Origin of the sequence: Glutamicibacter sp. PAEs-4, assembly GCF_051161755.1 — a bacterium.
GTDB lineage: Bacteria > Actinomycetota > Actinomycetes > Actinomycetales > Micrococcaceae > Glutamicibacter > Glutamicibacter nicotianae.
The window spans coordinates 179,979-194,028 of the sequence record NZ_CP195017.1; the positions used below are offsets into that span (position 1 = coordinate 179,979).

At 57.8% G+C, this 14,050-nt stretch carries 12 protein-coding genes and 3 rRNA genes; 12 read left to right on the forward strand and 3 right to left on the reverse strand.

Annotated elements, in window-relative coordinates:
- Positions 1-511: 511 nt before the first annotated feature.
- The 3 genes from ACR9WD_RS00890 to rrf all read left to right on the forward strand — a co-directional run bounded on the left by ACR9WD_RS00890 (position 512) and on the right by rrf (position 6,050).
- Positions 512-2,037, forward strand: a 16S ribosomal RNA gene (locus ACR9WD_RS00890).
- A gap of 596 nt (positions 2,038-2,633) precedes the next feature.
- A 23S ribosomal RNA gene (locus ACR9WD_RS00895) occupies positions 2,634-5,769 on the forward strand.
- A gap of 164 nt (positions 5,770-5,933) precedes the next feature.
- Positions 5,934-6,050, forward strand: a 5S ribosomal RNA gene (gene rrf / locus ACR9WD_RS00900).
- The 16S, 23S and 5S rRNA genes sit together here, the layout of an rRNA operon.
- Positions 6,051-6,425: 375 nt before the next feature.
- Here rrf and ACR9WD_RS00905 read toward each other — a convergent pair.
- Entirely contained in the window at positions 6,426-6,947 is a 522-nt protein-coding gene (locus ACR9WD_RS00905; protein ID WP_121865956.1) for a hypothetical protein, read from the reverse strand.
- Positions 6,948-7,181: 234 nt separating this feature from the next.
- Between ACR9WD_RS00905 and ACR9WD_RS00910 the strand changes: the two genes are divergently transcribed.
- The 7 genes from ACR9WD_RS00910 to ACR9WD_RS00940 all read left to right on the forward strand — a co-directional run bounded on the left by ACR9WD_RS00910 (position 7,182) and on the right by ACR9WD_RS00940 (position 11,595).
- The gene (locus ACR9WD_RS00910; RefSeq protein WP_423299430.1) at positions 7,182-7,739 is read left to right on the forward strand and encodes a dihydrofolate reductase family protein; all 558 of its coding nucleotides are present in this window, start codon (positions 7,182-7,184) and stop codon (positions 7,737-7,739) included.
- A gap of 208 nt (positions 7,740-7,947) precedes the next feature.
- A complete protein-coding gene (locus ACR9WD_RS00915) occupies positions 7,948-8,817 on the forward strand; it encodes a glycerophosphodiester phosphodiesterase (protein WP_434922506.1) in 870 nt (289 codons plus the stop codon).
- A 5-nt stretch (positions 8,818-8,822) separates the two neighbouring features.
- Positions 8,823-9,509, forward strand: a complete 687-nt coding sequence (locus ACR9WD_RS00920) for a hypothetical protein (protein ID WP_434922507.1) — start codon at positions 8,823-8,825, stop codon at positions 9,507-9,509.
- A complete protein-coding gene (locus ACR9WD_RS00925; protein WP_434922508.1) occupies positions 9,490-10,221 on the forward strand; it encodes an AzlC family ABC transporter permease in 732 nt (243 codons plus the stop codon). Before ACR9WD_RS00920 ends, ACR9WD_RS00925 begins: the two co-directional genes overlap by 20 nt.
- The gene (locus ACR9WD_RS00930) at positions 10,218-10,535 is read left to right on the forward strand and encodes an AzlD domain-containing protein (RefSeq protein ID WP_083586775.1); all 318 of its coding nucleotides are present in this window, start codon (positions 10,218-10,220) and stop codon (positions 10,533-10,535) included. Before ACR9WD_RS00925 ends, ACR9WD_RS00930 begins: the two co-directional genes overlap by 4 nt.
- 53 nt (positions 10,536-10,588) lie before the next feature.
- Positions 10,589-10,909, forward strand: a complete 321-nt coding sequence (locus ACR9WD_RS00935; RefSeq protein ID WP_038992021.1) for a thiamine-binding protein — start codon at positions 10,589-10,591, stop codon at positions 10,907-10,909.
- Entirely contained in the window at positions 10,906-11,595 is a 690-nt protein-coding gene (locus ACR9WD_RS00940) for an O-methyltransferase (protein WP_434922509.1), read from the forward strand. Before ACR9WD_RS00935 ends, ACR9WD_RS00940 begins: the two co-directional genes overlap by 4 nt.
- Positions 11,596-11,604: 9 nt before the next feature.
- Here the strand turns inward: ACR9WD_RS00940 and ACR9WD_RS00945 are convergent, their stop codons facing one another.
- The gene (locus ACR9WD_RS00945) at positions 11,605-11,985 is read right to left on the reverse strand and encodes a hypothetical protein (RefSeq protein ID WP_121865960.1); all 381 of its coding nucleotides are present in this window, start codon (positions 11,983-11,985) and stop codon (positions 11,605-11,607) included.
- Positions 11,986-12,137: 152 nt separating this feature from the next.
- Here ACR9WD_RS00945 and ACR9WD_RS00950 point away from each other — a divergent pair, with 152 nt between their 5' ends.
- The gene (locus ACR9WD_RS00950; RefSeq protein ID WP_434922510.1) at positions 12,138-12,644 is read left to right on the forward strand and encodes a GNAT family N-acetyltransferase; all 507 of its coding nucleotides are present in this window, start codon (positions 12,138-12,140) and stop codon (positions 12,642-12,644) included.
- 16 nt (positions 12,645-12,660) lie between these two features.
- Entirely contained in the window at positions 12,661-13,464 is an 804-nt protein-coding gene (locus tag ACR9WD_RS00955; RefSeq protein WP_143181101.1) for a spermidine synthase, read from the forward strand.
- Here ACR9WD_RS00955 and ACR9WD_RS00960 read toward each other — a convergent pair.
- Positions 13,461-13,970 (reverse strand): DUF2087 domain-containing protein, encoded by a 510-nt coding sequence (locus ACR9WD_RS00960; protein WP_434922511.1) that lies wholly within the window; start codon positions 13,968-13,970, stop codon positions 13,461-13,463. The genes ACR9WD_RS00955 and ACR9WD_RS00960 overlap by 4 nt on opposite strands.
- Positions 13,971-14,050 lie beyond the last annotated feature (80 nt).

Sequence of the window (14,050 nt, forward strand, 5' to 3'; positions counted from 1 at the left end):
TAATCGGCGTTGCGAAATTAAGTGTGCACGGTCACCCGCCAAAACCACCCGCCCGATTTGCAGCACCCCCAAAACCCGTGTATAGTTTTTCCTTGTCGCCGAGAACAAAACGGAAGAAATAACCGGATGTGAAACGGCGGCAGAACCCCAGAAAATCAAGGTTTTTCCACAGTCTTGTGGACAACAATTGAAAAGAATGGGAACTGAGAATACTGGTTCAAATCACAAACAATGGATTTGACTTCCAGAAATTCACGGTTATAGAATATGAATATAATGCTGGACGAAATTACCGCCTGGAATGGTGGGTAAAGAACCGGTAAGTGTTTGTTGTTTGAGAACTCAATAGTGTGCCAAGTTTGTTGATACCGAATATTTTTATTTGGTGAATACATAACATTTGCTTGAGGCATTGCACCCCCGTGCAGTGTTCTCGAGTGTTTTATTATTCGCCAGGACTTCATCGGCTTCGCCCTTATTTTCCAAGGGGTTGCTGGTGGCTTTTTATTTTTTTATGGAGAGTTTGATCCTGGCTCAGGATGAACGCTGGCGGCGTGCTTAACACATGCAAGTCGAACGATGAAGCCCAGCTTGCTGGGTGGATTAGTGGCGAACGGGTGAGTAACACGTGAGTAACCTGCCCCCGACTCTGGGATAAGCCCGGGAAACTGGGTCTAATACCGGATATGACCTCGCACCGCATGGTGCGGGGTGGAAAGATTTATCGGTGGGGGATGGACTCGCGGCCTATCAGCTTGTTGGTGAGGTAATGGCTCACCAAGGCGACGACGGGTAGCCGGCCTGAGAGGGTGACCGGCCACACTGGGACTGAGACACGGCCCAGACTCCTACGGGAGGCAGCAGTGGGGAATATTGCACAATGGGCGAAAGCCTGATGCAGCGACGCCGCGTGAGGGATGACGGCCTTCGGGTTGTAAACCTCTTTCAGTAGGGAAGAAGCGAAAGTGACGGTACCTGCAGAAGAAGCGCCGGCTAACTACGTGCCAGCAGCCGCGGTAATACGTAGGGCGCAAGCGTTATCCGGATTTATTGGGCGTAAAGAGCTCGTAGGCGGTTTGTCGCGTCTGCCGTGAAAGTCCGAGGCTCAACCTCGGATCTGCGGTGGGTACGGGCAGACTAGAGTGATGTAGGGGAGACTGGAATTCCTGGTGTAGCGGTGAAATGCGCAGATATCAGGAGGAACACCGATGGCGAAGGCAGGTCTCTGGGCATTTACTGACGCTGAGGAGCGAAAGCATGGGGAGCGAACAGGATTAGATACCCTGGTAGTCCATGCCGTAAACGTTGGGCACTAGGTGTGGGGGACATTCCACGTTTTCCGCGCCGTAGCTAACGCATTAAGTGCCCCGCCTGGGGAGTACGGCCGCAAGGCTAAAACTCAAAGGAATTGACGGGGGCCCGCACAAGCGGCGGAGCATGCGGATTAATTCGATGCAACGCGAAGAACCTTACCAAGGCTTGACATGTGCCAGACCGCTCCAGAGATGGGGTTTCCCTTCGGGGCTGGTTCACAGGTGGTGCATGGTTGTCGTCAGCTCGTGTCGTGAGATGTTGGGTTAAGTCCCGCAACGAGCGCAACCCTCGTTCCATGTTGCCAGCACGTAGTGGTGGGGACTCATGGGAGACTGCCGGGGTCAACTCGGAGGAAGGTGGGGATGACGTCAAATCATCATGCCCCTTATGTCTTGGGCTTCACGCATGCTACAATGGCCGGTACAATGGGTTGCGATACTGTGAGGTGGAGCTAATCCCTAAAAGCCGGTCTCAGTTCGGATTGGGGTCTGCAACTCGACCCCATGAAGTCGGAGTCGCTAGTAATCGCAGATCAGCAACGCTGCGGTGAATACGTTCCCGGGCCTTGTACACACCGCCCGTCAAGTCACGAAAGTTGGTAACACCCGAAGCCGATGGCCTAACCACCTTGTGTGGGGGGAGTCGTCGAAGGTGGGACTGGCGATTGGGACTAAGTCGTAACAAGGTAGCCGTACCGGAAGGTGCGGCTGGATCACCTCCTTTCTAAGGAGCTAACCATTATTGGTTGCCCATGCTGGACACGAGTGTTGTCCGGGTGGGTTGCTCATGGGTGGAATATCAATGGACTCAATACCGGAAAACGTGCTGGCTGATGCTGGTGCGGGGTATTGGCTGTGGCCGCGTGGTGCTTGGGCATCTGCTAGTACGCATTGCAGGGGGTTTTCTTCTTGCGGTGCTGGAATGCGGTGTGTGGGTGTTGTGTGGTTTGTATGGTTTGGCATGCTGTTGGGTTTTGAGGCAACAAGCCTCCTTTCCTGGTGAATGGTTGCCGGGGTTCTTCCTGTGGGGAGGGTCCTGGTGGTGTTCGCTTGGGTGAGGGGTTCTTGGTGTTTCGGTGTTTGTCCTGTGTTTGCTGCAAGGATGTCCTGGTGGATTGATGCTGGCCTTTGGTTGGTGTTGGTTTTGGGGTGTTGTTGCGGGGGTGCGGGGTTGTTGTTTGGGAACTGTATAGTGAACGCGAGCATCTTGCAGATGAGATGAGCTGGGTAGTCCTTTTCCTGGGATTGCCTGGTGTTGGAGTCTTGTCTGCGTGATTTTGTTAGATTGTTTTATTGCTCAATTCTGAGACTTTGATTTGTGTTGAAGTTTTTAAGGGCGCACGGTGGATGCCTTGGCATCAAGAGCCGATGAAGGACGTGGGAATCTGCGATAAGCCTGGTGGAGTCGATAACCGGACGTTGAGGCCAGGATTTCCGAATGGGGGAACCCCGCACCATGTTATGTGGTGTGACCTGCAGCTGAATGTATAGGCTGTGTGGAGGGAACGCGGGGAAGTGAAACATCTCAGTACCCGCAGGAAGAGAAAACAACAGTGATTCCGTTAGTAGTGGCGAGCGAACGCGGATGGGGCTAAACCGGTTGGTGTGTGATAGCGGATAGGCGTTGCATCATCGGGGTTGTGGGGTTGACATGTACCAGCGCTATCTTGCTGGTGGGATGAGGTGCAGGCGTATAGGTGAATCGGTTGGAATGCCGGACCAGAGAGGGTGATAGTCCCGTAGGCGTAATGCGTGTCTGCCGTTCTAGTGTTGATACCCGAGTAGCACGGGGCCCGTGAAACCTTGTGTGAATCTGCCAGGACCACCTGGTAAGCCTGAATACTACTTGATGACCGATAGTGAATCAGTACCGTGAGGGAATGGTGAAAAGTACCCCGGGAGGGGAGTGAAATAGTACCTGAAACCGTGCGCTTACAATCCGTTAGAGCTGGGGACTTGTTCCCTGGTGATGGCGTGCCTTTTGAAGAATGAGCCTGCGAGTTAGTGTTACGTCGCGAGGTTAACCCGTGTGGGGAAGCCGTAGCGAAAGCGAGTCTGAATAGGGCGTTTGAGTGGCGTGATCTAGACCCGAAGCGAAGTGATCTACCCATGGCCAGGTTGAAGCGCGTGTAAGAGCGTGTGGAGGACCGAACCCACTTCAGTTGAAAATGGAGGGGATGAGCTGTGGGTAGGGGTGAAAGGCCAATCAAACTTCGTGATAGCTGGTTCTCCCCGAAATGCATTTAGGTGCAGCGTTGCGTGTTTCTTGCTGGAGGTAGAGCTACTGGATAGGCGATGGGCCCTACAAGGTTACTGACCTTAGCCAAACTCCGAATGCCGGCAAGTGAGAGCGCAGCAGTGAGACTGTGGGGGATAAGCTTCATAGTCGAGAGGGAAACAGCCCAGAACGCCAACTAAGGCCCCTAAGCGTGTGCTAAGTGGAAAAGGATGTGGAGTTGCTGTGACAACCAGGAGGTTGGCTTAGAAGCAGCCACCCTTGAAAGAGTGCGTAATAGCTCACTGGTCAAGTGATTCCGCGCCGATAATGTAGCGGGGCTCAAGCACACCGCCGAAGTTGCGTCATTCAAATATTAACCTGGTTTCGATTGGGTGTTTGGATGGGTAGGGGAGCGTCGTGTGGACGGTGAAGTCGCGGTGTAAACCAGCGGTGGAGGCCACACGAGTGAGAATGCAGGCATGAGTAGCGAATGACGGGTGAGAAACCCGTCCGCCGAATGATCAAGGGTTCCAGGGTTAAGCTAATCTGCCCTGGGTTAGTCGGGACCTAAGGCGAGGCCGACAGGCGTAGTCGATGGACAACGGGTTGATATTCCCGTACCGGCGAAGGACCGCCCATACTGAGCTGTGGATGCTAACCATGACGGATCCGGTGATTTGTTCCTTCGGGAATGGTTGCTGGTGGTGTGGTGGGAACCGATGCAGTGAGGTCAGCGTATTAACAGGTGTGACGCAGGAAGGTAGCCGAGCCAGGCAATGGAATTGACCTGGTCCAAGGGTGTAGGAAGAGCGGTTGGCAAATCCGCCGCTCATGTTTCTGAGACCTGATAGGCGCCCCGTTTATGGGGTGATTCGGTGATCCTATGCTGCCTAGAAAAGCATCGGCGCGAGGTCCCAGTCCGCCCGTACCCCAAACCGACACAGGTGATCAGGTAGAGAATACTAAGGCGATCGAGAGAATCATGGTTAAGGAACTCGGCAAAATGCCCCCGTAACTTCGGAAGAAGGGGGGCCTGCCCCGTGATGAGAACTTGCTTCTCTGATGCGGGTGTGGGCCGCAGAGACCAGGGGGAAGCGACTGTTTACTAAAAACACAGGTCCGTGCGAAGTCGCAAGACGATGTATACGGACTGACTCCTGCCCGGTGCTGGAAGGTTAAGAGGACTGGTTAGTCACTTTTGTGGCGAAGCTGAGAATTTAAGCCCCAGTAAACGGCGGTGGTAACTATAACCATCCTAAGGTAGCGAAATTCCTTGTCGGGTAAGTTCCGACCTGCACGAATGGAGTAACGACTTCCCCGCTGTCTCAACCATGAACTCGGCGAAATTGCAGTACGAGTAAAGATGCTCGTTACGCGCAGCAGGACGGAAAGACCCCGAGACCTTTACTATAGTTTGGTATTGGTGTTCGGTGCAGCTTGTGTAGGATAGGTGGGAGACTGTGAAGCTTGGACGCTAGTTCAGGTGGAGTCATCGTTGAAATACCACTCTGGCTGTACCGGTCACCTAACTTCGGACCATGATCTGGTTCAGGGACAGTGCCTGATGGGTAGTTTAACTGGGGCGGTTGCCTCCTAAAATGTAACGGAGGCGCCCAAAGGTTCCCTCAGCCTGGTTGGCAATCAGGTGTCGAGTGTAAGTGCACAAGGGAGCTTGACTGTGAGAGTGACAGCTCGAGCAGGGACGAAAGTCGGGACTAGTGATCCGGCGGCACCTCGTGGAAGGGCCGTCGCTCAACGGATAAAAGGTACCTCGGGGATAACAGGCTGATCTTGCCCAAGAGTCCATATCGACGGCATGGTTTGGCACCTCGATGTCGGCTCGTCGCATCCTGGGGCTGGAGTAGGTCCCAAGGGTTGGGCTGTTCGCCCATTAAAGCGGTACGCGAGCTGGGTTTAGAACGTCGTGAGACAGTTCGGTCCCTATCCGCTGCGCGCGTTGGAAATTTGAGAAGGGCTGTCCTTAGTACGAGAGGACCGGGACGGACGAACCTCTGGTGTGTCAGTTGTACTGCCAAGTGCATCGCTGATTAGCTACGTTTGGAAGGGATAACCGCTGAAAGCATCTAAGCGGGAAGCCTGCTTCGAGATGAGATTTCCATGCACCTTTGTGTGTGAGAGGCCCCCAGCTAGACCACTGGGTTGATAGGCAGGATGTGGAAGCAAGGACTGAAGACTTGTGCAGCTGACCTGTACTAATAGGCCGATGGCTTACAACACACAATAAAACAATAATTTGAACTGATATTTTTCAATGCTGTTCGCGTTCACTATGCGGTTACGAGACAACAACCTCTAACCAACAAATACGGATGAGTTACAAGACTTTGTAGCACCGGAAAACACTGACCAGGAAATATTTGGTTTGTGTGCTTCGTGATTGTTACGGCGGTCATAGCGTGGGGGAAACGCCCGGTCCCATACCGAACCCGGAAGCTAAGGCCCATTGCGCCGATGGTACTGCACTCGTGAGGGTGTGGGAGAGTAGGTCACCGCCGGACTTAACCTAAGTGGGTTTGAGGCTCTAGCCAGTGATGGTTGGAGCCTCACCTGTTTAACCCGTGAGTGTGCGGGTGGCCAGGCATGAGTGCCTGGCCCTGCACTCGTTTAATTGCCGCGGCTGTTGTCCAGCCTCGCAGCCGGCCCATCATCGAGGTATGGCTGAGAAAGCGTCGCTCCTGTCCGCAGGACCGGCTATCGCATCACTGGTGTTTGATGACGTTTTTTGCTATCGGAATAGCGTAGTTCACGCTGCATATCCCGTAGACCCTGATCAAAGTTCTACTGATCGTGCTTGCCGTCGCGTTGATTGGCGCTGCCGCGGGAACAATCGCCGTGGCAAGGGCTTGTTTCATCCGATCCAAGAATTGAGAAGGCTAATGGGCCGCTTCTTCAGATTCAATGACTGAAGCGAGCGCCAAATCTTCAACCGTGAGCATCACGGTGCTATCCCGCCGATTGAATAACTGCAAGGTGATGCTCCGGCCATTGCATCGCCAAATGCGAATGGACTGATCCTCGTCTTCCCAGGGGCGTTCCGGAGCGCCATACACCTCTGAGAGTTCTGCCTGCAAAACAGCAAACCCAGACCGGGTGACTGGATCTTGGGGGACCCGAGAACTGTAGAGGAACGTACAGACACTGAGGAATTGTTGACGGTACGTATCCCAAGTACTCGATATTTTTCCTGGCAGGCCGAGGTCCAGACTCGTCATCTGATGAGGTGAATCCTGGTCGTCGGAATCAATCGCGGTGCCTGATACGAATCCAAGCGCATCGAACAGGGCCTCACGCTCAACTTCAGTCTTTGGCCAAGAGCCTTGGACCAAGCCCTGGATAATGGGCACAAGGTCGTGTGGGACAGGGGACAAACTGATGACTGAATCTGGCTGTGTCATGCAGCGAGCCTACGTTTGATGCATAGGATCGCGGAAGCCGAACTCGGCATGGCTGCCCGGCAGCGAGTACCCCGGTCTTGGACTGTGGACAGTTATTTCTGTCGCGATCGCGCAGTCCCCGTTCACCGCAAATTCCCTGGTGCCCTAAGACAGCTGCTTGACGCAATAAGCGCCTAATCCTAGAGTCAGTGCACCGGGGTTCGTCCGGCAAGCAAATGGCTGCAGGAGCTTCTGATGGGTTTACTGGCATTTAGCTACAACGTCATGCTGGATGGCTGCGTCGATCATCGAGAAGGCATCGCCGACGATGAATCGCACGACTATTTCACGGGTCTGATGAATGCGCATGGAGCGATGCTCTGGGGTCGTGTTACCTACGAACTGATGGAGGAGTACTGGCCAGCTGTGGCTCGGGGCGACATCTCAGCGCCGCCAGCGCTGCTTCGCTGGGCACAGCAACTGGAGGCGAAGCCCAAATACGTTGTCTCGAGCACTCGTACGGCATATTCATGGAATAACTCCCACCTGCTAACTGGAGAGCTGCGCGCCTGTGTACTGAGGCTGAAAGACCAGTACCCCGATGGTGTGCTTCTGGGCAGCGGCAAGCTGGCAACAGCTCTGGACAGGATGGAACTCATCGATGAGTACCACTTCCTAATTCACCCAGTTATCGCCGGCCATGGTCCAACGTTGCACCAGGCAGGGTTGCAGAAATCCCGTCATCTGGAATTGATCTCAGCGCAACCGCTCTCCAGCGGTGCAATTGCAGCCAGTTATCGGCGAGTTCGCTGATCCCATGCGGATGACGATTTTGCCTTGGGAATCCGGGGCAGAATCGGAAATGCAGACACCTTTTCTTGCCGGGGAGTTTCGAGTTTTTCATGATGGCCGCAGGAGCTTGCAACTGCACGCAAAAGACCTGAACGCAGTTGATGAAATATGCGTCGAGCCAAGGCTAATCTACAGTATCAAGGAGCGGGGATCGCGTAGCGTAGGAAGCATGGATACGCTTTTCTTCGCCCATCGCGGCAGCTCCCATAAATATTCGGAGAACACTCGTGCCGCCTATCTACAGGCCATCGACGAAGGTGCCGATGGAATTGAATGCGACGTCCATCTGAGCAAAGACGGAATCGTTGTTTGCCACCACGATCCAACGGTCGACCGCACCTCCGATTCATCCGGTCTCGTTGCCGGATATACCTTGGCGGAAATGAAAGCCATGGACTTCACCGGAGTCGTACCGAGCATCGTCCCGGCCGAGTATGGGACCGAAAACGAGCAGCTCCTGAGCCTCGGCGAACTCTTCGCTCTCATTGAAGAACGCGGCAAGCCAATTGGTTTGGCCATCGAAATCAAGCATCCAAGCCCCTATGGCCACCTGCTGGAAAAGGGCGTGCTGCAGGTACTTGCAGAGCACGGGTTCGACCCGCAAACCGGGACCGCCGGCTCGCAGGGACAGATTGCCGTGACCTTGATGAGCTTCGAGCCGAATTCCCTGCGCTATCTGGCCCGCACGGTCAGCACTGCGCTGTTGTGCCAATTGATGACCGAAGTCAATCCGGACTACGTCCAGCAACTGATTGATTCGGGTGACGTGGGCAGGGCCGGTGTCTACGAGGTGCTGTACCGCTCCGTGCCTGAAGGAATCGAACTGATCAACGCAGGGGGAGCTGGAATCGTCGGATCCGGCGTCGCCTGGACCCGAGCCAACGAGCATCTTGTGCGCCGGTGGCTGGAGCAAGGATTGAAAGCGCGGATCTGGACGGTCGACCGTCCGGCAGATGCGCAATTCCTGGTGGACCTGGGCGTTGGGGAACTGACCAGCAACCGTCCGGCAGAACTACGCAAAGAGCTGGAGCTGAGCTAGGAAACATGAGCACCGAAGAAACCGCACAGGTCAATCTGTACCTGCAGGACACCTATGTTTTCGCCACCGAAGCTGAAGTCATTGCTGCGGGCAGCGATGACGAAGGCCAGTGGATTGCCCTTAGCCCGAATATCTTCCATCCGCGCGGCGGCGGCCAGCCTGAAGACTCGGGCACCGTAGACGGGCTGCCGGTATCGGTCCAGCGCGGCGAGAACGGTCTGGTGATCCTGTACGGTGCCGGCACCAAGCAGGTGGGAGATCGGGTCGAAGCCGAGATCGATGGCGAGCTGCGCCTTGCCCATGCAGCCCTGCACACCGCCGGGCACGTCCTGGGCTTTGCCGGTGAAGATCGCGGCTGGCAGCACAAGGGCCACTCGCACTTCCCCGGGCAATCCCGGCTCGACTTCGATCCGGTGACCGTTGATCTGCCGTTGGGCGATGAGAACGAACGGGCCGCGGCCAAGGCCATGATCCAAGACCGCGTCAATGAACTCATTGCAGGTGGCGGCGAAGTCACAACCACCATCGATGAAGAGGGCATCCGCACCGTGATCATCGCCGGGGTGAATGCTGAACCGTGCGGCGGCACCCACGTGAAGCATCTGGACCAACTGGAGCACGTTGAAATCGGCGAGGCGAAGGTCAAACGCGGTGTCTACAAGGTCAGGTACGATGCCCGCCACGTCCGCTAGCTGGTTCACGCCGGCGACCAAGATGGGCCTTTCCATCGCGATCGCCACCGGGCTCTACGGCATTTCCTTCGGGGCGCTGTCCATCGCCGCGGGCCTGAATCTATGGCAATCCGTTGCGCTGAGCGCCCTGATGTTCACCGGCGGCTCGCAGTTCGCCTTCATCGGGGTGATCTCCGGCGGCGGTGCCGCCTCGGCGGCATTCTCCGCGGCTTCGCTGCTGGGCATCCGCAATGCCGTGTACGGGATGCAGATCAAGCAAACCTTGCGCCCGCTGGGACGGCATGTGCCTTGGATGGCCCAGGTGACCATCGACGAATCCACCGCAGTGAGCTTGGGGCAATCGGATCCGGCGGAGAAGCGCCGCGGATTCATCGCCGCAGGTGCCGGCGTCTACGTCCTGTGGAACCTGTTCACCCTCGTTGGCGCCTTGCTCGGCGAACGCATGGGCGACCCTGCTGCGTGGGGCCTGGATGGCGCCGCGGTTGCGGCCTTCATCGGGCTGCTCTGGCCGCGGCTGAAATCAGTTGAACCGATCATGATCGCAATTGCCGCGGCGATCCTTACCGCGCTGGCGGTACCGGTGACCGCGCCGGGCTTGCCGATTCTGGTGACGGCGGCCTGCGCCGCGATCTACGCCGTGGCCACCGGCCGCCGTGCCCCGGCGGCGACCGAGCATGGTGAACTGGAAAGCATTGAGGAGGAGAAAGCGTGAACGAGTTGAGCTGGTGGATTCTCGGGGCCTGCCTAACGGCCTACGCCATCAAGCTCTGCGGCTTCTTTGTGCCCCGCAGGGTCTTGGACTCGCCGACCATGTCCCATGTCGCCGCCACACTGACCATCGCGCTGCTGTCTTCCTTGGTGACGGTGAATGCCTTCACCTCGGGACAGGAACTGGTCATCGATGCCAGGATTGGCGCTCTCGCGGCCGCGATTATTGCGCTGGTTTTCAAGGCGCCCTATCTTGTCGTCGTTGTTGCTGGTGCCCTGGCGGCCATCTTGCTCAGGGCGAGTGGACTGGCTGCCTAAATATTGCCTGCACGGCAGATGACAAGCCCAGCGCGTAGTGGGACAGTGGAAGCATGATTGTAGCTTTCTCAGTAGCACCTAGTAATGACAACCCCAATGGCTCGGTCCATGACGCAGTGGCTGAAGCGGTGAAAGTCGTCCGGGATTCCGGTCTTCCCAATCGCACCAGCTCCATGTTCACCGAGATCGAAGGCGAATGGGATGAAGTCATGGAGGTGGTCAAGCAAGCCACCATGGCTGCTGGCCGATTCGGTTCGCGCGTATCGCTGGTGCTGAAAGCCGACATCCGCCCCGGCTACGAGGGCGAGCTTGACGGCAAGATCCAGCGGCTCGAGAAGGCCATCAAGGATAGTGAGGAGAAAATGTCGTCATGATCCACCATTCAGCCGAACGCGATGCCGGGGCAGTCGACGAGTACCTGGAGCGGGAGCTGGGTCTGCGTGTTGACGCTTTGGAAGCAGGCCGCGAGCATTCCCATAGCGCCGGATTGCCGCGGATTGAAGTCAGCCCGGCCCAGGGCAAGTTCCTCCAGCTGCTCGCCGAGATCACAGGCACACGCAGGGTCCTGGAAATCGGAACCCTCGGCGGCTATTCGACCAGCTGGCTTGCCCGGGGCGTGGGAGAAGCCGGTAACGTCATCAGCTGCGAATTCGAACCTCTGCACGCCTCGGTTGCGCGCGAGAATTTGCAGCGGGCAGGACTGTCGGAACGCGTTGAAATCAAGTTGGGCGCGGCCCAAGGTTCGCTGGATTCGCTGTTGTCCAAGCGAGTTGCGCCATTTGACCTGATCTTCATCGATGCAGATAAGCGCAACAACGTGGCCTACCTCGAACGGGCAGTGAAACTGTCGCATCCAGGGACCGTGCTGGTGCTCGACAACGTGGTGCGCAGCGGCGCAGTCTTGGATGACCCGGCTCGGCACGGGACGCAGGAGGCCGATGTGCGGGGGATCCAGGACGCCTTGCGGTGGTTGCGCGATGATCCGCGCGTATCAGCCACCGCCCTGCAGACCGTGGGCGTCAAAGGCTGGGATGGATTCGCGCTCGCGCGAGTCCTCTAGCGGCCACGGCTAGCGCGTAGGAGAGTGCTCGGGGAGTTCGGCATCGTGTTCCCCGGCTTCGTCCTGCTTGAACGGCGGCGACTTCAGGATCAAGAAGTACACGCCCAATCCGCAAAGCACGCCCATCGGCGGGCCTACCCACAGGGCCTGCTCGGTGTTGCGCACCAGGCCCGCAACTACTGGGCCAACCAGCATGGGGACGATGTAGTAGTAGTGGTCCGGCTCGGCGGGGCCCCAGAAACGTTCGAATCTGGCTAGAATGCTGAAGCCGGCGGCCAAGAGGACGCAACCGAGCAGAATCACCCAGAAGGTCGAGGAAAGGCTGATGGTCAGGGTCAGTGAACCGACAAGGCCACCGGTCAAGGCAGCGTATTTTGTATTCCGGTCCAAGCCCGACCCCCTCTTGATCCAAGAAATTTGCAACGACATCAAAAGTTTTTCAAACATCTGGATAGTCCGCAATCCTACTTTAGTAGGAGGGTGCCTTGGTGAGTTGGAAGAGATTAGCGAAGCTACTGCCGTAGGCTAGAGAAGTGCCGCAAATGAACGACTATCGAATCCGACTGGCTACTGAACAAGACGTCCGCCCCGCATTGCAGATGAAATTGCAAGCCTGGCGGGAAGCGTACGCCGCACTTCGCGATGAATCATTCTTCGCCCACCACGAAGGCCAGCTCGATGGCCAGGTAGCCTGGTGGGAACGCGGGCTGGCATCCGGCGCGCAATTCTTCATCGCCGAAGACCGCGACGGACGCATCATCGGGGTAGCCGGCGGCACACCGGCCATCGACGAGGACAAGGACGCCGGAGTAGATATCGAATTGGGCATGCTCTATGTCCTGGAACAGTATTACGGCACCGGACTGGGCCAGCACCTTCTCGATGTGGTCCTGGGAGAGCGCGATGCGCTGGTCTGGGTTTTGCAGGGCAACGAGCGGGCCCTGGCCTTCTTCGCGAAGCAGGGATTCACCCCCGATGGAACCAGCGAAGCCCTGGCTGGCAGCTGGAAAGGCTTGATCGAGCAACGGATGGTGCGCGCACGTGGCTAGGGATACCAAGGAATCAATGCTCGGAGAATTTCCGATCGACACCGGTACGGCGGTGATCGAGGCCGATCCCTACGGTGCCAACCGCTACATCCTGAAGGTCAACGGCGTGCCGTCCTCGCACGTGGATTTGGATGATCCGACCTATCTCGATTTCGAGTACATGCGCTGGATGGAACCGATCTTCACCATCGGTTTTCCTGCCGGGCAATTTGATGGCCGCGCCCGCAAGCTGCGCGTGCTCCACCTCGGCGGAGGCGGCTGCTCCATGGCCCGCTGGGTTGCCGCCAGCTATGAAAACGCCCGACAGGTCGTGGTGGAGCTGGATGCCAAGCTGGCCGAGCTGGTGCGCGTGAACTTCGAGGTGCCGCGTGCCCCGCTGGTGCGCCTGCGCGTGGGGGACGCGGCGCAGGTGCTGCCCACCTTGAGCGATGCGAGCCGCGATGTGATCATCCGCGATGTCTTTGCCGGCAGCACCACCCCGCGCGAGCTGACCACTGCCTCCTACGCCCGTGAAGCGCAGCGGGTGCTGGACGCCGGTGGCGTCTACATCATGAATTGCGGCGATACCGCGGACCTGGCCGGCGCCAAGGCGGAAGCCGCGACGCTGCTGGAGGTCTTCGAGCATGTGGCCATGGTCGCCGACCCGCCGATGCTCAAGGGCCGCCGCTACGGGAACATCGTGTTCCTGGCCAGCGACGAGCCGCTCAAGCTCGGCCCGGCCTTCGAGCGCAGCCTGCGGACCGCGCCGTTGCCCGCGCAGCTGGTTGCCGGCGAAGCCGTGCGCCGCTTCGCCACTGGCGCCGCGCCGATTACCGGCTAGCTGACGGTGCCCATCCTGTAGCCGGTGCCGTCGGCGGCGCGCTGCAGCAGGCCGTGGTCGACCATGTAGCGGCGCAGCAGCGCGACGTCCGGGTGGAACACCCGCAGGCGTTCATTGAGCTGCTCTTCGCGCAGCTCTTCCTCATCGCCGATGACCGCGTTGCGCAGGTAGAGAACCACCTCGTGGCGGTCCGCCGGTTTCGCTGGGAGGGATTGCAGCTGGTGCCCGTCGAAGAAGCGGCGGATCCCGCTGCGGTTGGCCTTCGCGGCCGAGGCCGAGGCCAAGGTCTTCTCCAGCAGTTCATCATCCAGCGCCCACCCGGAGCCGTCGTGGCGCAGCAGCCCGATGCTGGCCCAGCGTTTCAAGTCCTTGCGCTCGGACTTGCTTGCTGGCTCGGGCGCACCCTGCCCGCTGAGCACCGCGCCGAGAAGCCGGCGCATCGAAGGGTTCTTCAAGCCTGCTGCCACCTGGATCCACTGCCCGGCGGTATTCTGCTGTTCGCTCATAGGCCCCATCCTATCCAGTTCCCGCCGGTGCGAAGGCAAAAGGCGCCCCGCCATCGCGACTGCGATGGCGGGGCGCCGAA